The sequence below is a fragment of the Streptomyces sp. NPDC048196 genome (assembly GCF_040652715.1).
Taxonomy (GTDB): Bacteria; Actinomycetota; Actinomycetes; order Streptomycetales; family Streptomycetaceae; genus Streptomyces; species Streptomyces siderophoricus.
In genome coordinates, this window is sequence record NZ_JBEZMM010000001.1 from 16,068 (window position 1) to 41,112 (window position 25,045).

22 protein-coding genes are annotated in these 25,045 nt (G+C 70.0%); 14 read left to right on the plus strand and 8 right to left on the minus strand.

The window, feature by feature from the left end; all coding sequences use genetic code 11:
* Window positions 1–161 precede the first annotated feature (161 nt).
* The 6 genes from AB0E02_RS00090 to AB0E02_RS00115 all read left to right on the plus strand — a co-directional run bounded on the left by AB0E02_RS00090 (window position 162) and on the right by AB0E02_RS00115 (window position 5,782).
* Window positions 162–1,244, plus strand: coding sequence for a M20 family metallopeptidase (locus tag AB0E02_RS00090; RefSeq protein ID WP_362135508.1), 1,083 nt, complete (start codon window positions 162–164; stop codon window positions 1,242–1,244).
* Window positions 1,241–2,014, plus strand: a complete 774-nt coding sequence (locus tag AB0E02_RS00095) for a GNAT family N-acetyltransferase (RefSeq protein WP_362134238.1) — start codon at window positions 1,241–1,243, stop codon at window positions 2,012–2,014. The genes AB0E02_RS00090 and AB0E02_RS00095 overlap by 4 nt, the downstream gene beginning before the upstream one ends.
* Window positions 2,015–2,077: 63 nt before the next feature.
* A complete protein-coding gene (menC, locus tag AB0E02_RS00100) occupies window positions 2,078–3,187 on the plus strand; it encodes an o-succinylbenzoate synthase (RefSeq protein WP_362134240.1) in 1,110 nt (369 codons plus the stop codon).
* 267 nt (window positions 3,188–3,454) lie between these two features.
* On the plus strand, window positions 3,455–4,369 hold the full coding sequence (locus tag AB0E02_RS00105) for a 2-dehydropantoate 2-reductase (protein ID WP_362134242.1): 915 nt from the start codon (window positions 3,455–3,457) through the stop codon (window positions 4,367–4,369).
* Window positions 4,369–4,977: a DUF6817 domain-containing protein gene (locus AB0E02_RS00110; protein ID WP_362134244.1), complete on the plus strand. Its 609-nt coding sequence runs from the start codon at window positions 4,369–4,371 to the stop codon at window positions 4,975–4,977. The genes AB0E02_RS00105 and AB0E02_RS00110 overlap by 1 nt, the downstream gene beginning before the upstream one ends.
* Before the next feature lie 43 nt (window positions 4,978–5,020).
* Window positions 5,021–5,782, plus strand: coding sequence for a VOC family protein (locus AB0E02_RS00115; RefSeq protein WP_362134246.1), 762 nt, complete (start codon window positions 5,021–5,023; stop codon window positions 5,780–5,782).
* Between the two features lie 71 nt (window positions 5,783–5,853).
* On the opposite strand, the gene AB0E02_RS00120 is transcribed toward AB0E02_RS00115, so the two are convergent.
* From AB0E02_RS00120 to helR, 4 genes are all read right to left on the minus strand, one after another.
* The gene (locus AB0E02_RS00120) at window positions 5,854–6,165 is read right to left on the minus strand and encodes a hypothetical protein (protein WP_362134249.1); all 312 of its coding nucleotides are present in this window, start codon (window positions 6,163–6,165) and stop codon (window positions 5,854–5,856) included.
* A 105-nt stretch (window positions 6,166–6,270) separates the two neighbouring features.
* Window positions 6,271–6,795 carry a GNAT family protein gene (locus tag AB0E02_RS00125; RefSeq protein WP_362134251.1) on the minus strand — a complete coding sequence of 175 codons (525 nt, stop codon included), beginning with the start codon at window positions 6,793–6,795 and terminating at the stop codon, window positions 6,271–6,273.
* A gap of 473 nt (window positions 6,796–7,268) precedes the next feature.
* Window positions 7,269–8,036 (minus strand): hypothetical protein, encoded by a 768-nt coding sequence (locus AB0E02_RS00130; protein WP_362134253.1) that lies wholly within the window; start codon window positions 8,034–8,036, stop codon window positions 7,269–7,271.
* A gap of 272 nt (window positions 8,037–8,308) precedes the next feature.
* On the minus strand, window positions 8,309–10,483 hold the full coding sequence (gene helR, locus AB0E02_RS00135) for an RNA polymerase recycling motor ATPase HelR (protein WP_362134255.1): 2,175 nt from the start codon (window positions 10,481–10,483) through the stop codon (window positions 8,309–8,311).
* A gap of 604 nt (window positions 10,484–11,087) precedes the next feature.
* Here helR and AB0E02_RS00140 point away from each other — a divergent pair.
* Complete coding sequence (locus tag AB0E02_RS00140; RefSeq protein ID WP_362135510.1) at window positions 11,088–12,692, plus strand: CocE/NonD family hydrolase; 1,605 nt, start codon at window positions 11,088–11,090, stop codon at window positions 12,690–12,692.
* 168 nt (window positions 12,693–12,860) lie between these two features.
* On the opposite strand, the gene AB0E02_RS00145 is transcribed toward AB0E02_RS00140, so the two are convergent.
* From AB0E02_RS00145 to AB0E02_RS00155, 3 genes are all read right to left on the minus strand, one after another.
* Window positions 12,861–13,481, minus strand: a complete 621-nt coding sequence (locus tag AB0E02_RS00145; protein ID WP_362134257.1) for a DUF4328 domain-containing protein — start codon at window positions 13,479–13,481, stop codon at window positions 12,861–12,863.
* A 217-nt stretch (window positions 13,482–13,698) separates the two neighbouring features.
* On the minus strand, window positions 13,699–14,436 hold the full coding sequence (locus tag AB0E02_RS00150; RefSeq protein WP_362134259.1) for an SDR family oxidoreductase: 738 nt from the start codon (window positions 14,434–14,436) through the stop codon (window positions 13,699–13,701).
* Window positions 14,437–14,677: 241 nt separating this feature from the next.
* Window positions 14,678–16,192 (minus strand): transferase, encoded by a 1,515-nt coding sequence (locus AB0E02_RS00155; protein WP_362134262.1) that lies wholly within the window; start codon window positions 16,190–16,192, stop codon window positions 14,678–14,680.
* A 500-nt stretch (window positions 16,193–16,692) separates the two neighbouring features.
* On the opposite strand from AB0E02_RS00155, the gene AB0E02_RS00160 reads away from it, so the two are divergent.
* The 7 genes from AB0E02_RS00160 (at window position 16,693) to AB0E02_RS00190 (ending at window position 23,829) form a co-directional block, all read left to right on the plus strand.
* Window positions 16,693–17,343: a hypothetical protein gene (locus AB0E02_RS00160; protein ID WP_362134264.1), complete on the plus strand. Its 651-nt coding sequence runs from the start codon at window positions 16,693–16,695 to the stop codon at window positions 17,341–17,343.
* Between the two features lie 145 nt (window positions 17,344–17,488).
* Window positions 17,489–18,232 (plus strand): IPT/TIG domain-containing protein, encoded by a 744-nt coding sequence (locus AB0E02_RS00165; protein ID WP_362134266.1) that lies wholly within the window; start codon window positions 17,489–17,491, stop codon window positions 18,230–18,232.
* A gap of 173 nt (window positions 18,233–18,405) precedes the next feature.
* Window positions 18,406–19,719, plus strand: a complete 1,314-nt coding sequence (locus AB0E02_RS00170) for an IPT/TIG domain-containing protein (protein ID WP_362134268.1) — start codon at window positions 18,406–18,408, stop codon at window positions 19,717–19,719.
* A 23-nt stretch (window positions 19,720–19,742) separates the two neighbouring features.
* Window positions 19,743–20,810: a class I SAM-dependent methyltransferase gene (locus tag AB0E02_RS00175; protein WP_362134270.1), complete on the plus strand. Its 1,068-nt coding sequence runs from the start codon at window positions 19,743–19,745 to the stop codon at window positions 20,808–20,810.
* A gap of 37 nt (window positions 20,811–20,847) precedes the next feature.
* Window positions 20,848–22,071 carry a glycosyltransferase gene (locus AB0E02_RS00180; RefSeq protein WP_362134272.1) on the plus strand — a complete coding sequence of 408 codons (1,224 nt, stop codon included), beginning with the start codon at window positions 20,848–20,850 and terminating at the stop codon, window positions 22,069–22,071.
* Window positions 22,072–22,363: 292 nt separating this feature from the next.
* Window positions 22,364–22,771, plus strand: a complete 408-nt coding sequence (locus AB0E02_RS00185) for a hypothetical protein (protein ID WP_201801347.1) — start codon at window positions 22,364–22,366, stop codon at window positions 22,769–22,771.
* Between the two features lie 428 nt (window positions 22,772–23,199).
* Window positions 23,200–23,829, plus strand: coding sequence for an IPT/TIG domain-containing protein (locus tag AB0E02_RS00190; RefSeq protein WP_362134275.1), 630 nt, complete (start codon window positions 23,200–23,202; stop codon window positions 23,827–23,829).
* Window positions 23,830–23,937: 108 nt separating this feature from the next.
* Here the strand turns inward: AB0E02_RS00190 and AB0E02_RS00195 are convergent, their stop codons facing one another.
* On the minus strand, window positions 23,938–24,900 hold the full coding sequence (locus AB0E02_RS00195) for a tyrosine-type recombinase/integrase (protein WP_362134277.1): 963 nt from the start codon (window positions 24,898–24,900) through the stop codon (window positions 23,938–23,940).
* Between the last annotated feature and the right edge of the window lie 145 nt (window positions 24,901–25,045).

A 25,045-nucleotide genomic window follows, 5' to 3' on the forward strand; every position in this document is an offset into this window, starting at 1 on the left:
GTGGGCACGAACCGGCGCCTCAGTTTGTCACCGGGCTACCAACCGGGCCCTGGTCGGCGTGCCTAGCGTGGCGGTCATCCCACCCCAGGAGGACTCACATGCCGGTTGACCACGACCACTCCCGCTCCGCACCGGCGGACCATCCGGCGGGCCTCGACGCCATGCTCGCCGACCTCGAAGAACTCGTGACCTGCGAGTCCTACTCCGCCGACCACGCGGCCGTGGCCCGCAGCGCCCAGGTCGTCGCCGCACAGGGCGGCAGGCTGCTCGGCACCCCCGCGCAGACGCTGGTGATCGACGGTGTCACTCACGTCCAGTGGACCTTCGGAACGCCGCGCCTCCTGCTCCTGGGCCATCACGACACCGTCTGGCCGATCGGCTCCCTCAAGACCCATCCCTGGTCGGTGGAGCAGGGCATCGCCCGCGGCCCCGGCGTCTTCGACATGAAGGCCGGCCTGGTCCAGATGTTCCACGCGCTGGCCTCGCTGCCGTCCCTCGACGGCCTCTGCGTACTGGTCACCGGCGACGAAGAGGTCGGCTCGGACACCTCCCGCCGGCTCATCGAGGACCTCGCGCGCCAGTGCACGGCCACCCTCGTCCTCGAACCCTCGGCCCCGGGAGGCGGGTTGAAGACCAGCCGCAAGGGCGTCTCCGCCTACGACATCACGGTGCACGGCCGGGCCGCCCACTCCGGGCTGGAGCCCGAGAAGGGCGTGAACGCGGCCACCGAACTCGCCCACCAGCTCCTCGCCCTGCAACACATCGCCGACGGCGTTACGGCACGCACCGGACCGGGGACGACCCTCACCCCGACGCTGATGTCGGCCGGCACCGCGAGCAACACCGTGCCCGCCCGGGCCGAGTTGCATGTGGACGTCCGCGTTCCCAACGCCGCGGCGCAGGAAGCGGTCGACCAGCTCATCCGGACCCTGCAGCCGCAGACCAACGGCGCCCGTCTGCAGGTCGACGGCGGCCCCAACCGTCCGCCCCTGGAAGCCGACGCCTCCCGCGAACTGTTCGCCCTGGCCACCGAACAGGCCGCGCAGCTCGGCCTCGGCCCGCTGCGGCAAGCGGCCGTCGGCGGAGCATCGGACGGCAACTACACCGCCGGAGCCGGCTGCCCCACCCTCGACGGACTCGGCGCCGTCGGTGACGGCGCGCACGCCGACCACGAACACGTCCGCACCGCCGCCATGCCGGCCCGCGCCCGGCTCCTGGCCCACCTCGTCGGAGCACTGCGATGAACGGACCCGAGATCCGCGAACTCCACGCCATGGAGGAGTTCGCCACCGCCAGTCATCTCTACGCCGGCATCTGGGGAACGGACACCACCGGCCCGCCCGTCTCCGCCGAGGTCATGCGCGCCCTGTCGCACGCCGGCAACTACGTGGCCGGGGCGTACGAGGACGGCCGGCTGGTCGGCGCCTCCGTCGCCTTCTTCGGCGACCCCATAGCCACCACCCTGCACTCCCACATCACCGGCGCCTCCATGGGCCGCGGCATCGGCCTGGCCCTCAAACTGCACCAGCGCCGGTGGGCGCTCGCCCGCGGACTGAAGCGCATCACCTGGACCTACGACCCGCTCATCCGCCGCAACGCCTACTTCAACCTCGTCAAACTCGGCGCCCGCCCCGAGGAGTACCTGACCTCCTTCTACGGCGCCATGGACGACGCCATCAACGGCGGCGACGAGTCCGACCGCGTCCTCACCGCCTGGGACCTGACCGCCCCCACCGAAACGCCCGATCCGGGCAACGTATCCGGAGGGCTCACCGGCGCAGTGCATGCCCTACGGAACCACGGCGGCCGCCCCGAAACCGCACCGGCCGACGCCGCCACCGTCCTCATCGACCTGCCCGACGACATCGAGGCCCTCCGGCGGCAGGACCCCGGCGCCGCCCGCGCCTGGCGACTGGCCGTCCGGCACACCCTGGGTGGCCTGCTCGCCGATGGCGCCCAGGTCATCGGCTTCCACGACCGACGCAGCTACGTCGTCCATCGCACCCCCACCTGATCCCCCGCCTGCCCCCCGCCTGACCCCTCGAACCGTCCACCCCTCAACAGGAGTCACCCGACCATGAAGACCAAGATCTGCGGCATCGAACTGCGCCGGATCGCGATGCCGCTCGTCGCACCGTTCCGCACCTCCTTCGGCGTCGAGACCAGCCGCGACGTACTGGTGGTCCGCGTCGTCACCCCCGACGGCGAGGGCTGGGCCGAATGCGCGGCCATGTCCGAGCCCCGCTACTGCTCCGAGTACGTCGACGGCGCACAGGACGTCCTGCGCAAGTTCCTCATCCCCGCCCTGCCGAAGGACGGCGTGGACGCTGCCGCCGTGGGACGGATACTGGAGCCCTTCACCGGCCACCACATGGCGAAGTCCGCGCTGGAGACCGCGGTCCTGGACGCCCAACTCCGCATCGCCGGCGAGTCGTTCGGCTCCTACCTCGGCGCCGCCCGGGACCGGGTGCCCTGCGGTGTCTCGGTCGGAATCATGAACTCCGTCCCGGAGCTGCTCGACGCCGTGGACCGCTACGTCGCCGAGGGCTACGTCCGCATCAAGCTGAAGATCGAACCCGGCTGGGACATCGAGCCGGTCCGCGCCGTCCGCGAACGCTTCGGCGACGACCTCCTCCTCCAGGTCGACGCCAACGCCGCCTACACCCTCGTGGACGCCCAGCACCTGGCCAAGCTCGACGCCTTCGACCTGCTGCTGATCGAACAGCCCCTCGCCAACGACGACATGGTCCAGCACGCCCAGCTCGCGAAAATCCTGCGCACCCCGATCTGCCTGGACGAATCCATCGAGTCCGCCGCCGACGCTGCGGCCGCGATCTCCCTCGGCGCCTGCTCCATCATCAACGTCAAACCGGCCCGGGTCGGCGGCTACCTGGAAGCCCGCCGCATCCACGACCTCGCCCGCGCCCACGGCATCCCCGTCTGGTGCGGCGGCATGCTCGAAACCGGCATCGGCCGCGCCGCCAACGTCGCCCTCGCCGCCCTGCCCGGCTTCACCCTTCCCGGCGACACCTCCGGCTCCCATCGCTACTTCGCCACCGACATCACGCCGCCCTTCGTCCTCAGCGACGGCCACCTCGACGTCCCCACCGGCCCGGGCCTCGGCACCGAGCCGCTCACCGAACTCCTCGACGAGGTCACCACCGCAAGGGAATGGATAACGGGCTAACAGCAGTCAAGGGGGCCCGGCCCTGTCGTCCGTGCCGCCCAACCACTGGACAGATTGCAGGAGTTGGCGTCGCACAGCCTGAAGAGCCACAACGAACCCCAAGCTATTGCTTGGGGTTCGCCCAGCAAACCCCTGGATTGACTTGGGTTTCGGTGAGGCTTGATCATCGTTGCAGGGCCCAGGGCGGCAACCCGCCCGCTGCTTTCGCGTGATCCGGACGCGCGAAGGTACGGCGGGTGCCGACCCGCAACAAGGACAGGAGCACACATGAGCCCAACCAACCCAAGGGTGGCCGTCCTCGGACCCGGCGGTGTCGGCGGTCTGATCGGCGCACTGCTCGCCCGCGACGGACACCGCGTCCTCTGCCTGGCCGGCGAGCAGACCGCAGCCACCCTGCGCCGGGTCGGCCTGCGCGTCGAGAGCACCCAGTACGGGAACTTCACCGCAGCCGTGGAGGCCGATACCTGTCTGCGCGAGCCGGTGGACGCCCTCTTCGTCACGGTCAAACAGACCGCCCTGGACGAGGCGCTGGAGCGGGTACCGGCCGACGTCCTCGGCGACGCGTTGGTGGTCCCGCTGCTCAACGGCCTCGACCACCTCGCGGTACTCCGCCGGCGCTACCCCTCGGCCAGGGTCGCCGCTGGGACGATCAAGGTCGAGGCCACCCGCACGGCACCCGGCCGCATCGTCCACACCAGCCCCTTCGCCCGCCTCGAACTCGCGGCGCCGCCCGCCGGGTCCGCGGCACCGCTCGACCGGCTCGCGGACCGTCTGCGGCAGGTCGGTCTCGGGGTGACGCTGCGCACCGACGAGACCGCGATGATCTGGGACAAGCTCGCCTTCCTCGCCCCGTTCGCCCTGCTCACCACCCGCTACGCGGCGGACCTCGGAGCCGTCCGCAGTGAGCGGAGGGCGGAACTGGTCGCGGTGCTCGACGAGATCACCGCCGTGGCGCGGGCCGCCGGCGCGCCGATGACCGTCGAATCCCTGCTGTCGTTCTTCGACGGCGCCCCGCAGACGATGAAGTCCTCGATGCAGCGCGACGCCGAGGCCGGCCGCCCGCTGGAGCTCGACGCCATCGGGGGAGCCGTGCTGCGGGCCGGGACCGCCCACGGCGTCGAAACCCCGGTCATGGCCCGCCTGGTGGCAGAGGTGGCCCGCACCGGACACGAGGTGGTGTGATGCCGCGCATGGACCCGTTGGACGATGGCCCTTCGGTAGGCGGCTCGGGGTGGGGGACGGCCTGGCCGGACATCGAGGACTTCCTGCGCACCCGCGGTGCCGACCGGATGCCCCACCCCGGAGGAACACTCCTGGAACACCTGAGGCGCGTCGCCCAACTACTGGGCGAGTGGGGCGCCGACCCGACCGTGCAGGTCGCGGGCCTGTGCCACGCGGCATACGGAACCGATGGGTTCGCCCACACCCTGCTGGACGTCACCGAGCGCCCGGTCCTGGCCCGACTGATCGGCGACCGGGCAGAAGCGCTGGTCCACCTCTACGCCAGCTGCGACCGCGAAGTCGTCTATCCACGGCTGGGGTCCGAACGCCCGATCCGCTTCCGCAACCGCTACACCGGCCAGGAACACACCCCGCCGGAGCCGTACGTGCGTGCCTTCCTCGAGATCACCGCCGCCAACGAACTCGACGTGTTGACGCACAACACCGACTTGGCCCAGCGCTACGGCCCGTCCCTCTACCGGCTGTTCGCCCGCTCGTACGACCTGCTGTCCGCCGCGGCCCGGGACGCCTGCGAGCATCACCTCGGCCGCTACGCGAACGGGGCGTAGCCACCCGCACGGGAACTGCTGGGCTGACAGGAGAAGACCTCATATGCCAACCAAGCTGACCACGGTCGTCATCGAGGCGTCGGACCCACTGCGCCTGGCCCATTTCTGGGCACAGGCCCTGGAATGGGAACCCACCGCCCACGGCCCGATCATCGATGGCCCGCTCGCCGACGCTACGGGCATCCGTCCGCCCGACGCAGGCGACGTCGGCCTGCTGTTCGTCCCCTCCATGCGGCCGAAGACCGCGAAGAACCGCGTTCACCTCGATCTCGCGGGCGACGCGGACGAAGTGCGGCGCCTGCTCGCGCTGGGTGCCACCTGCCTGGACATCGGACAGGGCGCGGTCCCGTGGGAGGTGCTCGCCGACCCGGAAGGCAACGAATTCTGCGTCCTGCCCAGGGCGGACGTCCATGGTCGGCTTGCCCAGATATGCCAGGACGCCGCCGATCCGAGCAGCCAGGGCCGGTTCTGGGCGGAGGCGAGCGGCTGGTCCGTCGTGGACGAGGGCGACTGGGGCGTGAGTCTCATCTCGGCAGCCGGTGACGGCCCCACACTGGTCATGGGCCCGCCAGTGGCACCCAAAACGGGCCCGAACCGCATACAGCTGGCTCTCACGGCCGGCGCCGATACCGATCCCTCGGCCGAAGTGAACCGCCTGCTGGACGCCGGCGCCTCACCCGTGGACGTCAGACGGGAAGACGCCGGCGGCCACCCGTCACGCCGACAGCTGCTCCTCGACTCCGAAGGGAACGAGTTCCTCCTTCTCGGCCCGTCGCAAGCCGAGCAACCGGGCGCTGGCGCTTGACGCGCGAGACGATGCAGGCGTCCGGTCATGTCGCATCCAGCGGAGCAACTTCCCGCCCCTGGGGAATTGACCTAACCGTCCTCCCGGCCGGGAAGCGGCGCCCCCTGGAGAAAGGCCCGGTAAGCGTCGGCGGCATCGTCCTCTATGGTCGGCCCGTCCGGTCCGTACCGGGTGTCGCTCCGGTCGCGTTTCGGTCCGGAGATCCAGAAGTCCTCATGGGTTTCGACGTCGTAGAAGTTTGCGGCGGACAAGCCGAGGCCGCTGGCCCGCCGCAGGGTCCGCCCTTGGAAGTAGGCCGTTTTCCAGGTCTTGGAGAAGTCCACCCACCCGATCCACGAGGGTCCGCGATCGGTGTCGTAGCCCGTTTTGAGCTGCACGAACATGATTCTGCGAGGCATGGTCCCAGCTTGGCCGAAGGCCCCGCTCCAGCAAACCGATTTCGTGGATCGACTTCCCGCACTCCACCGGCAGATCCACCACTGATCGGCTCAGCGGAGTTCGCTCTCCAGCAGGCCCATCGTGAACATGTCGTACCACTTGCCGTCACGGCGGAAGACCTGACGAAGTCGGCCTTCCTCGACGAAGCCGACCTTTTCGTAAACCCTGCGCGCGGCACGGTTCTCCGTGACCACGGTCAGTGTCACCTTGTGCAGGCGCATGTCCTCGAAGCCGTAGCGGCAGATCGTCCGTATGGCATCAGTGGCGTAGCCCTTGCCCCAATACGGCTTCTCGCCCAGGTAGATATCGAGTTTCGCGATGCCTTTCTCCGGCTCCGCGTCCTGCAGCATGACCAGACCGATGAGCGTGTCGTCGGCGAGCGCCTCGATGCCGACGAGGAAGTCGCCGTAAGCGTTGCGGGGGCGCTCCTCCAGCGACCTGCGGACCTGCTCGACCGAGTGGGCATACGTGTCGTCCATCCACCGCATGACCTCGGGGTCGTGATTCCAACGCCACAGCGCTTCGGCGTCCGCCGGCCCCATGGCCCGCAGTCTGACCAGTTCTCCGAGTGGCATGCCACCGACCCCTTACCCATCCCGTGACTCTGTGAGGAACCACGAAGTGGTACCACGGCCAAGATCGCTTGCTCAATCGGTTTCCCGGTCGGCGACCAGCGGACCGTGGTGCTCACCCAGCGGGCCGTGGCGGCAAGTCAGCTGATTGACCTTCCCCTTGGGGAAGACCGGAGCATCAGCGGCATGTGCTCCCAGATGCCTTCCTTCCGCCACCAGGAACTCATACGCCAGGCCAACGAACACCGGCTGGCTCAGAAAGCCCGGAACAGTCGCCCTGGGGCTACCGCGGCAGGCAACCGGCTGCCTTCTCCCGGGCGCCTGCTGTCCTGGCTCCGAGGAATGGGAAGCGTTTCCCGCCCCGGCGCTCCACAGACGGCTTCGATCCCGCTGCGGCACGCCTCACCCGCCGGCAGGTACCGATGGGGTTCCGAGGAGACACCCAGGTGAGCAGCCTGCCTGGCAGGTGTGGGGAGTCAGACCGCCGCGTACGTGCCCCGCCCCGGACGCGTCACCAGCTTCTGCTGCCGCGCGACGCGGTCGAGGGTGTTGCGGACCGACTCGATCTGCCCCGGCGTGGCCTCCCGACCCAGGGCCGCGTTGATGTCACGGGCCCGCATCGGCACCCTCGAATTCTTGAGCACGGTGAGCGCGGCATCAATGAGCTTGCCCGCGCCCTCGTCAGCCGGCTGGGCGGTGGCGGCCCGCTTCGAAGCCACCTTCTTCGCCTTCGGCTTTGCGGCGGCGGCAGTCTTCTTTGCCGCCTGGTTCGCCTTGTTGGGCTTGTCCGGTGTCGCCTTCTTCGCCGTCGCCTTCTTGGTGTTGCGCTTCTTGGCGGGGCTGGACTTGGCGGTGCTGGACTTGGGGCGCGTCGTGCCTGCGGAACGAGGCTGTGGCACGACGGACGCCGTTCGCTCCGGCTCTTCGGCCGCTTCCTGCGCGACAGTCGCGTCGGGCCCGGGCGAGTCCTGACCGGCGCTGTCTGTCGGTTCGACTGCCGCAGGCTCCTCGGGCGGAAGGGCCGGTGAGGCGGCGGCGGGCGAAGAATGGCTGACAGGAGCGGCGGTCCCGGTCAGGACGCGCAGGTGCTCCAGGGCCTCGCGGGTGGACCTGACGCGTTGGACCACCCCTTCGAGTTGCTCGCGCAACAGCCTTTCCTGCTCCTCAAGTCCGGGCAGGGTGTTTTCGAGGTTTTCGATTGTCTGAACGAGAACGGAATCAGTCATGGGAACGGAGTCAGTCATGCGTTTCCTAACCTCACAGCGATGAGCGTGATCGCACGACACCGTACCGTCCCAACAGTCACAAGGCACGAGGTGAGACGGTGCTCTTTCGTGTTGACAGTGTTTGACAGTGGGATGAGCGGTGTTGGCGATGTCTGCAGTGTCACAGACTACGAGTGGCTTCCCCGGAATTTCGATGCCAATCACCGACCTTGCTCACACCGGGTTGGGAACCGCCTTTCCGGGAGGAGCGAATATCCCACTGGCAGCGGACGGTCACCCGGCAGCCGGCGTCAGGGGCTCGTGAGGATGACGAGTTGCTGGGTCGCTCGGGTCATCGCGACATAGCGGTCGACCGCCCCTTCGATGCCCTCGCCGAACTCTTCCGGGTTGACGAGGACGACCAGGTCGAATTCGAGTCCCTTCGACAGCTGTGGGGTCAGCGACCGGACGCGGGACGTCGTCCGGAAGGTGGGAGCGCCGATGACGCAGGCGATCCCGTCGGCGTGGGCGGCGAGCCAGGTGTCGAGGAGGGAGTCCAGATCGGATGCGGAGCCGTGGAGGACGGGAATGCCGTTGCTGCGGATGGAGGTCGGCACGTTGGCATCGGGGAGCACCGTGCGGATGACCGGCTCGGCTTCCGTCATGACTTCTTCCGGCGTGCGGTAGTTGATGCTCAGGGAGGCGAGGTTGATCCGGTCGAGGCCGATCCGTTCGAGCCGTTCCTGCCAGGTCTCCGTGAATCCGTGCCTGGCCTGGGCGCGGTCCCCGACGATGGTGAAGCTCCGGGACGGGCAGCGCAGCAGCAGCATCTGCCACTCGGCGTCGGTCAGTTCCTGCGCCTCGTCCACGACGATGTGTGCGAACGGGCCGGCGAGCCGGTCCAGGTCGGTCGTGGGCAGTTCGGACTCGTCGACCAGGCTGACCTGGGCGTCCGCGCCGCGCAGCATCGTCACCAGGCCTTCGCCGTCGTCCCCGTCGGCGCCGGAGGCGGCCGCGGCCTCGATCAGGTTGTCGACGACCTGCGTCATGCGCTCGCGCTGGGCGGCGAGGATGGCCTCGTGCCGCCGCTTGCGCCGGGCCACGTCCGGGTCGCCGAGCCGCTGCCGTGCCGCGTCCAGGAGCGGCAGGTCGGACACCGTCCAGGCCTGGGGGGCGTCCTTGCGCTGCAGTCTGCGGATCTCGTCGCGGCCGAGCCAGGGAGCGCACATCCGGAGGTAGGCGGGTACCGACCACAGGTCGCCGACGAGGTCGGCCGCTTCGAGCAGCGGCCAGGCGCGGTTGAGGGTGGTGACCAGCTCTTCGTCGTGCGCCAGCGACCTCCGGAAAAGGTCGGGCGAGATGTCGGCGTCGAGCTTGTCCAGCAGTATGGTGACCAGTTCCGCCCAGATCTGCTCGCGTGCCTCGTTGTGCGGGGTGCCTGGTTCTGCTGCGTCGAACGCCTCGGCCCAGTCATCGGCGCTCAGCCAGATGTCGGACCAGTCGGTCGTGACCGTCATCCCCTCGGCGGGCGGCTCCTCGTAGAACCTGACGGCCGTCTCGATCGCCTTCACCATGTCCGCGGACGACTTCAGGCGGGCCACGTCCGGGTCGGCCTCAAGGGTTGCTGCGGCTCCCTCGGTGACGAGGTCCCGCAGGGTGGCCGTCTGCACCCCCTCCTCTCCGAGACTGGGCAGGACATCGGCGACGTAGGCCAGGTAGGGCCGGTGCGGTCCGACGAACAGCACCCCGCCCCTGCGGTGGTGACTGAGGCGAGGGTCCGAGTAAAGGAGGTAGGCGGAGCGGTGCAGGGCGACGACGGTCTTGCCGGTACCGGGACCGCCGTCCACGACGAGAGCGCCGCGGGACCCGGCGCGGATGATGGCGTCCTGGTCGGCCTGGATGGTGCCGAGCACGTCGCGCATCCGTGCCGAGCGGTTGCTGCCGAGACTGGCGATGAAGGCCGACTGGTCGTCGAGCGCGGCGTGCCGTGCAAGCCCGTCAGCGGTGAACACCTCGTCCCAGTAGTCGCTGATCCGGCCGCGGGTCCAGCGATACCTGCGGCGACTGGCCAGCCCCATCGGGTTGGCGTGGGTGGCTCCGAAGAACGGTTCGGCGGCGGGGGAGCGCCAGTCGACCAGCAGCCGACGGCCCGTGCTGTCGGTGAGGCCAAGTCGTCCTATGTACACGGGCTCGGGGTCGTCCGCGCCGACCATGTGCCCGAGGCACAGGTCCCAACCGAAGCGACGCAGGGCACGCAGGCGAGCGGTCAGCCGGTGGATCTCCGCGTCCCGGTCCATCGCCTGCCGGCCCACGCCGCCGGGCGCCTTGCGCTCGGCATCGAGGCGGTCGGACAGTTCGGCGATCGTCTGCTCAAGGCTCTCCGCAATAGCTGCGAAGTGCTGCTCGTCGCCAGCGATCAGCGTCGGGTCGGCCTTGGGGGAGAGGTGGTCGGGAAGGTCAAACACGCTGGTGGTCAGCGGGTTCACGGCATTGGCTCCGATCTGAGGTCGCTTGGCTCGCGACCGTTGCGCGCGGCAAGGAGTCTGGAACTGGTGTGACGGAACTGGTGGCCGTGACCCCACGACCCCACGACGCCTTGGCGCCACGAGGTCATGACGCGCAATGCTTCGGCCGGTGATTCTGCGGCACCAAGGGGGCCTTGCCGCAAGGCCCCCCGTGCGCTATATGTTGAGAGTGGCAAGGAGTGGATGACCTCCTTGCCTTTGTCATTGCCTGCCGGGCCCGTCTGTGAAGGCGGTACCCCTCGCCGTATGACGGCTGCTCAACGACTGACGAAGACCAGCCTCCCAGCCTCGCACTTCTCCACGTGCTTGAGGTACCCCTCACCCGCATCGCACTGCCGGCGCGGTGCGTCGCGGGTCGACGAAGGGCCCAGTCATCCTGCTCCGTCCTCCGGCCTTGCGGAGGCGCTTCAGTCTCGTGGAGGCACTTGCCAAGGGCACCCGAACATCCCCTATCCTCGTACAGTGTACGTAATAAAGGAGGGGGAACATGTCCTCACGCATGCCTGACACCATGGCCAGGCCGTCCTGGGTGCCGCCTACGGGAAAGCCGCCGCTGTCCTCACGGATGTTGAGGGCGACCTGGCGCCGTCTCCCGGCCAAACTGCATGACGCCGGGTGGGAACCGGGACTGGTCGTGCCGGCCGCCGACGGCACTCCGCTGATCACGGACCACTACTTCCCGCGTGCCGAGGGCGACTTCCCCACCCTCCTGGTGCGCTCGCCGTACGGCAGGGGCCTGCCGTGGTCCCCCATGTACGGCATGCTCTTCGCCGAACAGGGCTTTCACGTGGTCCTGCAGAGCTGCCGCGGCACCGGCGGCTCGGGCGGTGAGTTCGGTCCGTGGCGCGACGAGGCCGCCGACGGCCAGGCCACGGTGACCTGGCTGCGCGAGCAGCCCTGGTTCAACGGAACTCTGGGGACGATCGGCCCCAGTTACCTGGGCTACGTGCAGTGGGCCCTTGCAGCGGATCCGCCACCGGAGCTGAAGGCCATGGTGGTGCAGATGGGACTGCACGATCCGTGCGCCTTCTTCTACACGGACGGTGTGCTCCACCTGGAGAACGCCCTGGCCGTCGGCGCAGGCATGACGTATCAGCACCAAGGGATCGCACCGCTGCTGAAAGCGAGCCTGCGTCTGCACAGACGCCTGCGCGACATCACCACCGCGCGGCCGCTGCGCGGCGCACACGTGGCAGTCCTCGGCGAAATACCCTGGCTGGACGACGTGTTGACGCATCCGGACGCCAACGATCCGTACTGGCACGGCACATCGCTGGCCAGGTCAGCGGATCGCCTGAAGGTGCCCACGAGCCTGATCGGGGGGTGGCACGACGTGCTGCTCGACCAGAACCTCGAACAGTACGGCCGACTGCGCCGGGCCGGCTGCGAGACCGCCCTGCTCGTCGGCCCCTGGACCCACACCTCCGCAGTGCAACAAGGGTGGCCCGAGGTGTTCGCCGAGAGCCTCGCCTGGCTGCGCGCCCACCTGAACGGCGACCCCTCCGGCCTCCGCCCCACAAGGGTGCGCGTGCACATCGGTGGCGAGGACGGTTGGCGGGACATCGATGACTGGCCGCCGGCCCCGGCCGTCACACCATGGTTTCCCCTCCCGCAGGGCCAGCTCACCCAGCAGGCTCCCACGGACTCCGCAGCACTGGCCTCGTTCCGCTACGACCCGGCCGACCCCACCCCGTCCGTTGGCGGCCCGCTGCTCTCCCGCACCGCCGGCTCTCGCGACAACGGCACCCTGGAAGCCCGCGACGACGTTCTGACGTTCACCGGCCCGCCCCTCACCGAGCCCCTGGACATCCTCGGCCCGGTCTCCGCGCGGTTGACCCTCTCCACGGACACCGGCCACGCCGACGTGTTCACCCGTCTGTGCGACGTGGACCCACAGGGCCGCTCCGGGAACATCTGTGACGGGCTGGGCCGGCTTCGGACCGGCGAGCAGACGCCCTCGCAGGTCACCGTGCCGATGAGCTCCACCGCCCACCGCTTCGCCGTCGGCCACCGCATACGCTGGCAGATCAGCGGAGGCGCCCATCCGCGCTACGTCCGCAACCTGGGCACCGGGGAATCGCCGTTGGACACCACCGCTTCCGCCCCGGTGCGCATCACGCTCCACACGGACTCGGCACTGCTGCTGCCCCGCGGCTGCGAACCCACGTAGTCCTCCGGCCCTTGCGGGGACGCCTGACGAGCCGGGCCGACTGGCCCGGCTCACTCCTTCACCATGAGCGGAGCATCCCGTGGAGCTTTGTTCTCCTGCACTGCCTGCTGTGCTGGGGAAGGCTGCTCGCGCAAGCCAACGGCCTGATGCCGCGCGCAGGTGATTCCCTCACACCGCGTGCTGAACGAGCCGCTGGGTCTGCGACGCGGTGATGCGCCTGATGATGAGAACCAGCAGCACACCGGCGGCTGCATCGAGCACCGTGCTCAGGGTGGACAGATTCGCGGCGCTCCGCAGACTCTCCTCGGTGATCTCCTCGGACAGGTAGATCCGCGTGACGGCCCGGCCGATGATCGTGCTCACCAGGAGCGGCGCCCACCAGGCCATGACCAGGCCACTGGAAACCGGCCGTCGAGCTGCGCTGGCCCGCCAGATGTCCGACAGGACCTGGTACGGAACCCACAGGTTGGCCACCGGGGTGAACCAACCGCCCACCACCCAGCCCCGGGCACGACGCTGCCCGTCGGCACCGTCCAACAACTCGGCGTTGACCCGCGCCCGCCACAACCAGACCAGGAACACCACACCGGCCGAGATCCACACCACGACCGTCGGGATCGACACCAACTGGCTGAACGAGTCGGCCGCTTCGAGGTCCGCGATCGTCGCCACGCCGGCCTTGTAGTCGTGGACCACCAGATAGTCGCGCCAGTCGGACACCGAGCCCAAGACCTCACCCACGAGCACCAGCAAGATCAGTGCCGCCGCGGCGGTGGCCGGGCCGGTCACCGTCCTGGACCGTTCCGGACCGGCCGGGCCCGTGCTCGCCGGCGTAGCCTGCTGTGGACCGTCCATGATTCCCCCGAATCCCGCGCAATCGCAGAACAATCCTTGGAGCGGATGCTACTCCTCGGCGCCTCACACGTCCCCCGTTCCGCCGTTTTCGGGGGAGTACCAGGCGTATGAGGGGGCCTCCGGTGGGTCGTGTGACGCGGTGCATGCAAGGTCAGCGGCCGAGTACGGCGCCACCGTTGCTGTTGAGGAACTCGCCGGTGATGTAGCGGGCCTCCGGCGAGGCCAGGAAGGCAACGGCTGCGGCGATGTCTGCCGGCTCTCCCACCCTGCCGACCAGGGTCTGGGCCCGGCGCCTGGCGAGTTCCTCGTCGTCGGCCGGCGCGCCGAAGAACTCGGTGCCCGAGACGAAGCCGGGCAGCACCACATTGGCTGTCGCACCGTGCGGTCCCAACTGCTGGGCAAGCGTGTGGTTCCAGGCCATGAGGGCCGCCTTGGCGGCTCCGTAGGCACCGTTGCCCCGCAGGGCGGCGACGGAGCCGATGGTGACGACACGGCCGCCGGGCAGGGCCAGGCGCGGCAGCAACGCCTCGGTGAGGAGGACAGCCGGCAGGACGTTGCCGTCGAAGACCCGGCGCCATTGCTCGGCGATCTCCTTGAGACCCCCCTCCTGCGCGGGTCCGCCGCGCCCGCCCGCGTTGTTCACCAGCACATCGACGTGGGCCGGAAGCTCCTCCACTACCCGCTCGACCTCCTCCGGCACGGCCAGGTCGCCCGCTACTGCCCGCACGGGGTGCGCGCCCCCGATCTCGCGCACCGCCGCATGCAGGACCGCTGCCCGCCGCCCCAGCACGGTGACCCTGTCGCCCTGCCGGGCGAACCGCTCGGCGATGGCCCGGCCGATGCCGGTGCCGCCCCCGCTGACCACGACGACCCGCCCCGCTGCACCCATCAGGCCCCTCCCGTTCTGCCATGTCGATCACCAGACTGGCACGGACGCCTGGGCCACGGCCGGAATGCGAGGCAGCAGTGAGGTGACCTCCGCCACGGCTGCCCGACCGTGGACGAGCCGGAACCGGCCGGTCCGGCCCTGACCGGCGGGCAACCCGGACCCAGGCACGGCCCTCAGTCATACCGCGGCGGCGACTTGGACCGGCTCGGACCGGCTCGGCCTCAGCCGTAGGACGGTGCTGTCAGTGATCGAAGAGCGGCAGTGCCCGGACCACGAGCCAGGACATCAGGGCCAGGGCCACGACCAGCGCGAAGCCCTTCCACAACGCCGTCTGCATGGCGACAACGCCCTTCCAGACCAACATCCGTCGACGGACCCCTACCGACGCCAGAGCGGCCTTCATGGCGCGGACCACCTGGTGCGCGGGCGTGCTCAGAGGGGTCATCCACGTCCGACCGGCCTTTCGCACGCCGGCTGCGAGGGATGCGAGCACGCCCCGTCGGGTCGTGGTGCCGGGCCGGGGCCCCACCGGGTGCACCTTGGGCATCCCATCGGGGGCGAAGGCGATGACGGCGGAGATCCAGGAGTCGCCCGCGATCACCTCGTCCAGTCGGGACGGCGTCGGCAGATGCTCGTCCAGCCGCGCGGCCACGCCCGGCTGCCCGCCGGGCGCCAGCAGCACCAGCTTCCGCGCGGGCTGAGTGGCGCGGGCCTGCTCGACCTCCCACCACAGCCCCTCGCCCAACCCCAGGCCCAGCACGATGAGTTGGGACAGTTCCATCAGCCGCAGGACCACCGGCTGCCAGTCGTCCGGCGGCAGATAGAACCGTGCCGCACCCAGGCGCGGCAGTGGCTCCCCGGGTTTGCCCACCGCAATGACGGGGCCGAAGGCGCTCAACGCGCCCGCGAGTTGCTCCTCCCGCGAATGGATGTTGACAGGCACCCCGTCGTCGACCGAGGCCGTCGTGTCGTCGTCGGCGAAGCTGCGCAGGTAGAGCACGGGCTTACGGCCGTCGGCCAGCAGCGCCTGGGCCGCACTGCGCGCCGAGCGGGGGCGGCAGTGGCGCAGGACCAGGACACCGGCGCCCAACGCGGCCAGGCCGCCCAGCAGCAGGAGCACCTGGGTCTCCAACGGCATCGTGTAACCCCGCTGCTCCGACGTGGCGGCTGCGATGGAGCCCGTCGCGAACAGCCCGTATCCCACCCAGCTGCCCGCCAGGAACACCGGTCGCCGCCACCACGGTTGATGCGGGACGAACTGGCTGACCACCTCAACGATCTCCGCGGCGCCGGACCGGCGACGTCGTCGCAGCCGGAGCGCCGGCACAAGGAGCACCCCGGCAGGCACCGCCCAGTACAGCGCGACCGCGGTCGACGAGCTGAGTTCCCGGTCGAGCCGCGCCTGATCCCGTTCGATCTCCGTCGCCAGCCCCGCGACCTCCTTGCGGGCCAGCGAAACCCTGCCCTCCTCGGCATGGCCGGCGGCGGAGGAGATCGTGGACCGGCTCCTCCCCGAGGGGGCGTTTTCGCCGAACCAGTCGTCGATCCGCCCGATTTGAGCGCGTGTCGGCTCCTCTCCGTCGGCGTGGCGGTCCAGCGCGGCGACGAACGCTGCCCCCTGCGTCGGAGCCTCGCGGAAACGGTCACGGGCCCGCAGGTCCAGACATGCGGTGACCGCCAAGTGCAACGCGAGGTAGATCGTGACGGCTGCGATCGCCGTGACCACTCGGGCGATCGCCCGTAAGCCGGAGGACACCTCAACCCCCTTGATTCCTTGGCGGATCACCGCCGTCAGGCGCCGATTGGTCCAGTGGTACCACCTCGGCCCACAGGCCGTCGCTGGTTTCCGGGCACAGCTTGGAAGCAAGCGGCACCAGGTCGCCCCCTGCCGGTGGATCCGGTCGACGTAAGAGCGCGCTGATGTCACGCGCCGGGCCGCGCAACCTTCGCGCGCGGCCATTCGGATGACGCTTCTCCGGGGACATTGCCGGTCCCGTCACCCTGGTGGGTTACTTGGTGCGTCCAATCCGGTGAGCCGCCCATCTTCTCCGGGGGAGCAAGTGACGGCGGTCTCTGTTCGCTTGCCGGTTTGGAGCCCCAGCCCCACCGGTCCCACGACGGCGATCCCTCACAGGTTCCCTCGGCAGGGGACCTGCGTCGTCCACCTGTGCTTCGTGTCAGCAGGGTGGGGAGCAGCGGCTCGCATGACCGCTTGGGGGCGTCATGCCAACTGCCCGTGTTCTTCGGTCGGCACTCGTGGTCTGTTCTCTGACCGCAGCTCTGATGGCCGTACCGGTCACCGCCCATGCCCAGATCCCTGTTCTGTGCAGCGAAAGCGCGCTGGTGGCCGCCGTCAACGTGGCGAACGCGGCAGGCGGAGAAACCCTGGCCCTGGCTCCTTTCTGCACGTACTCGCTCACCTCTGCCCACGGCAGTGCGTCGGACGGGCCGGTCGGGCTGCCACCCATCACCACCTCGATCACCATGGCGGGGCTGGGAACGGTCATCGCCCGCGACCCGTCAGCACCGGCCTTCCGGGTGCTGGAGGTCCAGGGCGACGCGAACGTTCCGGGAACCAACGGCCAGCTCACCCTGGCCGCGATCACCGTCCGGGGCGGCAACGCGCCCGCTCCCTACCCCGGCGGCGGCATCACCGACCGAGGCGGTGCGGTGACCCTGGTGTCCAGTTCGGTCACCGGCAACAGTGCCGTGGCCGGCGGCGGCATCTACGTCGACAACGGAGCGGTGTCCCTGACGGCCAGCAGCGTCACCGGAAACTCCGCCACCTCCGCCGGTGGCGGCATCTACCGCAACTCCGGCGTGGTGAGCCTGCTGGTCAGCGACGTCAGCCGGAACGCGCCCAACAACTGCGCTCCCGCGGCGAGCGTCCCGGGCTGCGCGGACTGACGGCACCACCCGACTACATACACCGGACAGCCGGACGGCACCACCGGCTCGCTGCGGCATCGGCGCGGCGCATCACCGTGCACAGCAGATCGCCCGGCCCCGCGGGCCATCCACCCGTCCAACTCCATGACGAGAAGAGGCAATCATGCCCATCAGCCCCAACCAAGGCTCCACCGGCGGTGGGACAACCGTCACCATTACCGGTACCAACCTCGCCGGCGCCACTGCCGTCCACTTCGGCACGAAGCTGGGCACGATCACGGCCAACACCCCCACCTCGGTCACGGTCATCTCCCCCTCCGGGACGGGTACGGTGAACGTCACGGTGACCACTCCCGGCGGGACCAGCAACCCGCTGCCCTTCTTCTACGTGGGGGCGCCGTTCAAGTCGAGCCTGAGTCCGGTCACCGGTCCCACCGCGGGCGGCGATACCGTCACCATCACCGGCACCGGGTTGTCCACTGCCACCTCCGTCGCCTTCGGCGCGGCCTCCGCCGCGCCGACCGTGATCAACGACAGCCAGCTCACCGTCACCGTGCCGGCCGGCGCGGCGGCCGGGTCGGTCGGCGTCAGCGTGACCACTGCGGGCGGCACCAACAACGGGCTGTCGTACACCTACGTCGACGCTCCCACCGTCACCTCCCTGACGCCGACGGCCGGGCCGACTTCCGGCGGGACCGGAGTGACCATCACCGGCACCCAGTTGACCACCACCCAGTCGGTCTCCTTCGGTGGTGCCCCGGCGCCGTTCGACGTCATCAACGACACCACCATTTCCGCCGTCACCCCGCCCGGTCCCGCCGGCGCCGTGGACGTGACGGTGGTCACCACAGGCGGAGCAGCAACCGCTGCGGGCGCCTTCACCTACACCGCAGGGCCCGGCATCTGACATACGGGTCGCTGAGCCTGGTCCCCCCGGCCAGGCGCGCGGGGGCCTCCCCGGATCCCCCCAACCCCCACCGGGCAGGCCCCCGCGCATTCCCCTCGCTGCAGACACCGGACCAGCCTTCTCGCGGGCCCGGCGCCCGCACCGACCGACACGTTCTCGAAGGAGCGGACCCCTTGAACGCATCTCGATACCTGTCGATGGGGTCCTCCGCCTTGGCCGTGCCCCCGCCCACCGTCCTCTCCGTTTCGCCCGCTTCGGGGTCCGTCGCGGGAGGGACGAGCGTGACGGTGACCGGCACGAACTTCTCCGGAGCCGGCAATGTGCGCTTCGGGGCGAACGCGGCGATGTCCTTCACCGTCAATTCCGATACCCGGATCACCGCCATCGCGCCGCCCGGGACCGGAACGGTTCAGGTGACCGTCACCACCCCCGCGGGCATCAGCTCCCAGTTCGTCACGTACGCGTACACGCAGGTGACCGTGCCGGTGCTGAGTTCCGTGACCCCGGCGTCCGGGCCGGCTGCGGGCGGGACGGTGGTGACGCTGACGGGTTCGGGCCTGTCCCACACGACGGCGGTGCGGTTCGGTTCGACGGTTGCGCCCTCGTTCACAGTGATCTCCGACGCACAGGTCACGGCGGTGGCCCCGGCGGGTTCGGGGGCCGTGCAGATCACGGTGACCACGCCCGATGGGACGAGCAACGGGCTGACGTACGCGTATGGGTCGGTGCCCGTCGTCAGCAGCGTGAGCCCGAATCAGGGACCTGTCTTCGGCGGGAACACCGTGACCCTGACCGGCAGCAACTTCTCGGGAGCGACTGCGGTCACCTTCGGCACCACAACAGCCACCAGCTTCACGGTCGACTCCCCGACCCGGATCAGCGCTGTCGTTCCCCCCGGAGCGGCCGGAGCGGTGCAGATCACCGTCACCGGCGCCGGCGGCACGAGCGCCCCCGGCGCCACGTACTTCTACCTCGCCGCTCCGGTCCTCACCGGCGTCACACCGGCGTCGGGCCCGCTGGGCGGCGGCACCCCCGTGACATTGACGGGCAGTCATTTCCTCAACGCGACGGCGGTGCGTTTCGGAGCCGTGGCAGCCCCCTTCACGGTCGTCTCGGACACCCGCATCACCGCGGTCGCGCCGCCGGCCTCCACTGCCGGTGCGGTCCAGGTGACCGTCACCACTCCCGGCGGGACGGGCGGAGGCCTCACCTATGAATACCTCGCGGCGCCCGTAGTGACGGCGCTGAGCCCGGCAGTAGGGCCCGCGTCCGGCGGTGAGATCGTCACGCTGACCGGCAGTGGGTTCGCCCGGACGACATCGGTGCGCTTCGGCACCGTGACCGCCGCGTTCACCGTCGTCTCCGACACCGCGCTCACCGCCGTGGCCCCGCCCGGACCACCGGGGCCGGTCGGCATCACCGTCACCACCCCAGGCGGCACCAGCCCCGCCCTGACCTACTCCCGAGTACTTCCCCCCACCATCTGAACCCGTCATGCATGAGGTGACGCATGAGGAAGACGAAAAAGCGAAGCGAGAGGGTTGCCGCCCTCCGAGCCGACTACCGCAGCGAGCTGGCCGAAGGCCTGGAGCGGTTCTTCGAACCCCGGCGAACCGTGTGCCCCTGGTGCGCCTCCGACCGCCTGCGCCGACGCCTGCGCAGCACCGATCACCTCCAACAGAAACCGGGGGTCTTCGTGCTCGATCAGTGCTGCAGCTGCGGGCACGTCTTCCAGAACCCCAGGCTCAACGCGCAGGGGCTGGAGTTCTACTACCGTGACTGCTACGACGGCCTGGGACACGCGACGATGGCGCGACTGGCCTCCTCGCCCCTCGCCAACAGGCTCTACCGGACACGGGCCCGCGCGGTGCTGCCCCACGGCCGCCCGGCACTGTGGCTGGACGTGGGAACCGGCCAGGGCCACTTCTGCGCCGTGGCCCGAAAAATTCATCCCGACACCGAGTTCCATGGGCTCGACCGGGGCGAGGGCGTGCTGCGCGCCGGACGCGAGGGCCGCATCGCACGGGCCTACCGAGGCTCCTTCACCGAACTGAGCCAGCGGCTCGCCGGCCGGTACGACGCGGTGAGCATGTACCACTACCTCGAACACGCACCGGCACCGCGAAGAGAACTGGCGGCAGCGCACCGGGCGCTCCGCGTGGGCGGCCATCTGCTGATCGAGGTGCCCGACCCCCAGTCCCTCTCCGCCCGTCTGCTCGGCCGCTGGTGGGGTCCTTGGCTGCAGCCCCAGCACCTGCATCTGTTTCCGCTGGCGAACCTCTGCGAGGAGTTGGGCGAGCACGGATTCACGGTGGTGTCCGTCGACCGGCGCGAGCCACACGTCCCCACCGACCTCACGTCCGCGGCGGCCAACCTGCTCAAGGCCGTTCTGCCGCCCGAGGATCTGCCCTGGAGACCCAGGAGACCGGGCCCGCTCAGCCGCTGGTTCCGCAGGGCGATGCTCCTGCAGACCGCACCCAACCTGGTCGTCCTTTTCGCACTGGACCTTCTGTTGGCGCCCCTCATCCGCCGCACCCGCCTGTCCAACGCCTACCGGGTGATCGCGCGCCGTAACTGATCAAGCACAACACGCCCGCCAATGAAGGGAGTTGGCCATGCGTGTACTCATTGCTTCCGCGGGTTCGCACGGGGACGTGGCCCCGTACACCGGTCTGGGAGCGCGTCTGACGGCAGCCGGGCACGAGGTGGCGGTGGCGACGCACGAGCGGTCCGCCGCACTGGTCCGCCGCTGTGGACTCGGCTTTCTTCCGTTGCCGCTCGACCAGGGTGCGACAACCGGCCCCGGCACCCGGCGCTCACCGCCCAAGGCCGGCCTCCCCGCAGGCGAACAGCTCCGTATAGTACGCGAGTTGGGCCCGGCGATGGCTGATGCGCTGGCGGATGCCTGTGCGGCCGGTGCGGAGATCCTGCTGTTCTCCAGCGGCCTGGCACCCTTGGCGCTGGTGGCAGCGGCAGGAGTGGGACTGCCCAGCATGGGAGTCTTCCTGCAACCGCTGGCCCCCACCCGGGAGTTCCCCCCGGTCGTTTCCGGCCTTCCGTCTTTAGGGCCGCTGGGCAACCGGGCGGCAGGACACTGCGCCCAGTCGTTGCTGGTCCGCCTCTACGCACCGGCGGCGCGCCATCTGCGGCGGCGGCTGAACGTGTCGGCGCACGCCGTCGAGCAAAGGCGGGCGGCCTCGCCCGTCTACCACGGTTTCAGTCCCAGGGTCGTACCGAGACCTTCCGACTGGCGGCCGGGTATGGACGTGGTGGGGTACTGGTGGCCGGCAGAGGACCCTGACTGGACGCCGGATCCCGGACTGGCCGATTTCCTGGGGGCCGGCCCGCCGCCGGTCTACGTGGGCTTCGGCAGCATGAACCTCGGAGACGCGGAGGATCTCGGGCGTCTGGTGGCCCGTGCCTTGCGGCTCGCCGGGGTACGCGGTGTGGTGCAGGCGGGCCGGGCCGGCCTGTCCCTCCACGGGGACGATGTGCTGACGATCGGCGCCGTACCGCACGCACAGCTGTTTCCGCAGGTGGCAGCCGTGATACACCACGCGGGAGCAGGCACCACTGCGGCCGGACTGCGCGCGGGGGTGCCGGCGGTGCCAGTGCCTGTGATGCTGGACCAGCCGTTCTGGGCGTCCCGTTTGAGGGCCCTCGGTGTCAGTCCCGGTGTGCTGCCGGTGCGGCGACTTTCTGCGGAGAGACTGGCGGAGGCCGTGCGCCGTGCCGTACGCGATCCCTGGTACCGCCACCGCGCGCGGCGCCTGTCCGCGCTGATCGCAGCGGAGGACGGTGCCGGACGGGTCCTGGCAGCCGTCGAGCGCAACGACTGAACCACCCTGTCGTTCCGCGGCGTTGGCGCTTAGGCCAAACGGGTGCCTTGTGGTCGGTTTCCGTTACCCGGGCCGGTCCGTGTTGGTTTACTGGCTTCATCCGAACCGGCGGGCCGCCCATCCCTTCCCCGGGAAAGTCGGCGTCCTGACGCCCGCCCGCTCGCGCTCCCAACAGGCAAGCCCTTGGCGGCCGTTGCCCGCTTTCCCACAGGCCCTTGGAAGGGACCCGGTGTTCCTCCGGCACTCATCATCCTCGCCGCTCGGCGAGGACGACACCTGTAGGGAGTTCCCCATGAACCGTGTCCGTATCGCTGCCGCCACCGGGACGTCCGTCGTCGCCATAGCTCTCGCCCTGGGCGTCGCCCCCATGGCGTCGGCCGCGCCCGCCAAGGCCGCTGTCTCGGCCTGCGTGAGCGACCTCCAGGCCGCCCAGAACTCCAACAACGCGGCCATTGCGGCGGACCAGGCCAACAACACCAACGCCGCCCGCGTCCACAACCTGTCCACCACCACCTCGCTGCTCTCGGCGGCGGTCGACTGCCTCGGGCAGCCGTCGGGGGTGACGGCCAACGTCCTCACCGCCACGACCAGTAACGTCGCCGCGACGGTGTTCAACGTGCTGGGGGCCTCGGCCGCCGCCCTGAATTCGGAGCAATCGACTGCTGCGGCTATCACCAGCGCTCTGGCCAACGCCAGCTGACCCTTCCGTACACAGGTGGGGGCCCGGGCCGCATGCCCGGGCCCCCACTGCGTTTTCCCTCGTGTTCCCTCGGGTTGTCATTCCGCGGAAATGCGCGCTGCGCCGAACGAGTGGGCCGATGTCAAGGACATTGCCCGCTGAAAACCCTTCTGGGTTACTGGGGGATGCCTGGTCGGTGGGCCGTCCATCCCCCTCGGGCTTCAGTGGTCGGTCCACCCGCCAGCCCTCTGTGTGCAGGGCTGTGAAGGAAAACCCGACAGCGTGACGGCCCTCGCACCTCGCGAGTGGGAACAGGCCCGCTGCGCGCCGCCGGTGTTCTCCTCCGGTACGGCCGGCTGCTGCCAGTGCCCGGACTCCGGGCTCGTGCACCGCATCGTCGCGAGCCGAGCCGAGCCGGGCGACACCCCGCAGACAGCAGGAGGACTTCCATGTGCACATGCACGAACCAGCCGAATCCGCAGGCGGCCCAGGCGCTGCTCCCGACCCCTCAGCTCGCTCAGCTCCAGCCCCCGCAGATCAAGTTTCCGGGGCTCGGCCCGGTTCTGATCGCCCTGCTGCCCAACTCGGGACCCGTCGACGGTGGTAACACGGTGACGCTGTTCGGACTGGGTCTGGCCGGAACGACCAGCGTGCTGTTCGGGGACGAAGAGGCGACCATCGTCGGGCAGGACCCCTTCGGGCTGACCGTCACCGTGCAGCCCCCGCCGCAGGACCCGGGCCCCGTGCAGGTCACCGCCACGAACGCGGTGGGCACCACCAACCCGGTGACCTACGTCTACGTGGAGCAGGCCCCGCCGGCCGAGCCGCAGGCGACCGCGATCATCCCCATCACCGGACCGTCCGGGGGCGGCACCCTGTTCACCATCATCGGCTCCGGTCTGCAGAACGGGACGGTGACGTTCGGGGACACGCCCGCGACCGTCCTGGGCGCCGACCCCTCCGGCACGTTCCTGTTCGGCATCACTCCGGCCGGACCCGACGGCGGCGGCAACGTCCCGGTCGTGGTGACCACACCGGGAGGCAGCGCCGACGTCCCCGGCGGGTTCACCTACCTCTGAGGTAGGGGATTTCCCCAGGGCACCGCCCCGGGCGTGGTGTCCCCGTCGTCCGGCCCCCGTCCCCCTCCGGGACGGGGGCCGGGCCATTGCCGGGCACCGTGCGGCGTCCTAGCGCGCGGGGCCGGCGTTCGGAGGGAGGTAGCGCCGGACCTCGTCCGGCGAAGGGCGCCCGGCGACGTCGTGCAACTCGGACAGCGACATCCCGGCGTCCGCCATCCACGTCAGTCCGGTGGGCCGTAGGTCGTTGCGCAGCAGGAACTCGTGCCCCAGCTCCACGACGACGTCGTCCCAATTCGTGGCCTCCCTCAGCAGCGGGGTGGAAAAGCGGCCACCGGACGGTTCGGTGAACAGCCGGGTTTGCGGTGCTTGGCGTGCCGCCTGCAACCGCCGGGCCAGCAGCATCCGTGCCGCGGGACGCAGTGGCACCGCTCGCCGGCTCCGGTTGCGGCACGCGCATTCGGTCAGGCCGTCCGGCACGAAGACGGTGTGCCGGCTCACGTTCCAGGTCCAGGTCGCCGGGTCGATGTCCTCGGCGCGCAGGGCGGACACCTCGCTGAAGCGGGTGCCCGTCCAGGCCGTGAAGCGCACGATGTCGCCCCAGCCCTGGTAACCGTCCGAGGACTGCTGGACGAGCCTGGCCGCCAGGAGGTCGAGCGCCGCCGGGTCGGGCAGCGCCAGCGACCGCGGTGTGGTGCGTTCGCGCTGGGCACGCTGGTATTCCCGCTGCCAGCCGGCGATGCGCGCGGGATTGGCGTCCAGGATCCCGTCGTGCACGGCCTGTTCGAGGACCCGCACCAGCACCGCCAGGCTGTTCTTCACCGTCGACAGCCCGTATTCGTCGGCGATCCAGCAGTGCAGCGCCCGGTTGACGTCCCGTCGGGTCATCTTCCGTACCGGGACGTGTCCCAGGCTCGGGAGGACACGCAGCCGCCATCCGGCCTCGTACGGACACATGGTGAGGGGCTCCAGCCCGTGCATCGCGGCCGCCCACCGATATCCCCCGTACTCGGCGAGTGACATCGTGCGGCTGTCGACCGCGCGGGAAGACCGCGGCGGGAAAACAATCGTCATTCTCCAATTACCCTTGTCTGATGGGGTGTTGTCGAGCCGTGCCGGGATGGCGGGAATTATTCGTACGTGGTGAAGGCGGCGCCCGGCCGTGGGTACTTCAGAAAGATGTGCTATGCCGCGTCACAGGCCGGCGGTACCGCCTGGT

Bases quoted from the DNA above. Each gene is read 5' to 3' on its own strand.
- AB0E02_RS00185 (WP_201801347.1), top strand. From the start codon at position 22,364: ATGAACCGTGTCCGTATCGCTGCCGCCACCGGGACGTCCGTCGTCGCC.
- AB0E02_RS00165 (WP_362134266.1), top strand. From the start codon at position 17,489: ATGCCCATCAGCCCCAACCAAGGCTCCACCGGCGGTGGGACAACCGTC.
- AB0E02_RS00105 (WP_362134242.1), top strand. From the start codon at position 3,455: ATGAGCCCAACCAACCCAAGGGTGGCCGTCCTCGGACCCGGCGGTGTC.
- AB0E02_RS00175 (WP_362134270.1), top strand. From the start codon at position 19,743: ATGAGGAAGACGAAAAAGCGAAGCGAGAGGGTTGCCGCCCTCCGAGCC.
- AB0E02_RS00190 (WP_362134275.1), top strand. From the start codon at position 23,200: ATGTGCACATGCACGAACCAGCCGAATCCGCAGGCGGCCCAGGCGCTG.
- AB0E02_RS00130 (WP_362134253.1), bottom strand. From the start codon at position 8,036: ATGACTGACTCCGTTCCCATGACTGATTCCGTTCTCGTTCAGACAATC.
- AB0E02_RS00095 (WP_362134238.1), top strand. From the start codon at position 1,241: ATGAACGGACCCGAGATCCGCGAACTCCACGCCATGGAGGAGTTCGCC.
- AB0E02_RS00125 (WP_362134251.1), bottom strand. From the start codon at position 6,795: ATGCCACTCGGAGAACTGGTCAGACTGCGGGCCATGGGGCCGGCGGAC.
- AB0E02_RS00195 (WP_362134277.1), bottom strand. From the start codon at position 24,900: ATGACGATTGTTTTCCCGCCGCGGTCTTCCCGCGCGGTCGACAGCCGC.
- AB0E02_RS00090 (WP_362135508.1), top strand. From the start codon at position 162: ATGCTCGCCGACCTCGAAGAACTCGTGACCTGCGAGTCCTACTCCGCC.
- menC (WP_362134240.1), top strand. From the start codon at position 2,078: ATGAAGACCAAGATCTGCGGCATCGAACTGCGCCGGATCGCGATGCCG.
- AB0E02_RS00120 (WP_362134249.1), bottom strand. From the start codon at position 6,165: ATGTTCGTGCAGCTCAAAACGGGCTACGACACCGATCGCGGACCCTCG.
- AB0E02_RS00180 (WP_362134272.1), top strand. From the start codon at position 20,848: ATGCGTGTACTCATTGCTTCCGCGGGTTCGCACGGGGACGTGGCCCCG.
- AB0E02_RS00110 (WP_362134244.1), top strand. From the start codon at position 4,369: ATGCCGCGCATGGACCCGTTGGACGATGGCCCTTCGGTAGGCGGCTCG.
- AB0E02_RS00115 (WP_362134246.1), top strand. From the start codon at position 5,021: ATGCCAACCAAGCTGACCACGGTCGTCATCGAGGCGTCGGACCCACTG.
- AB0E02_RS00140 (WP_362135510.1), top strand. From the start codon at position 11,088: ATGTTGAGGGCGACCTGGCGCCGTCTCCCGGCCAAACTGCATGACGCC.
- AB0E02_RS00150 (WP_362134259.1), bottom strand. From the start codon at position 14,436: ATGGGTGCAGCGGGGCGGGTCGTCGTGGTCAGCGGGGGCGGCACCGGC.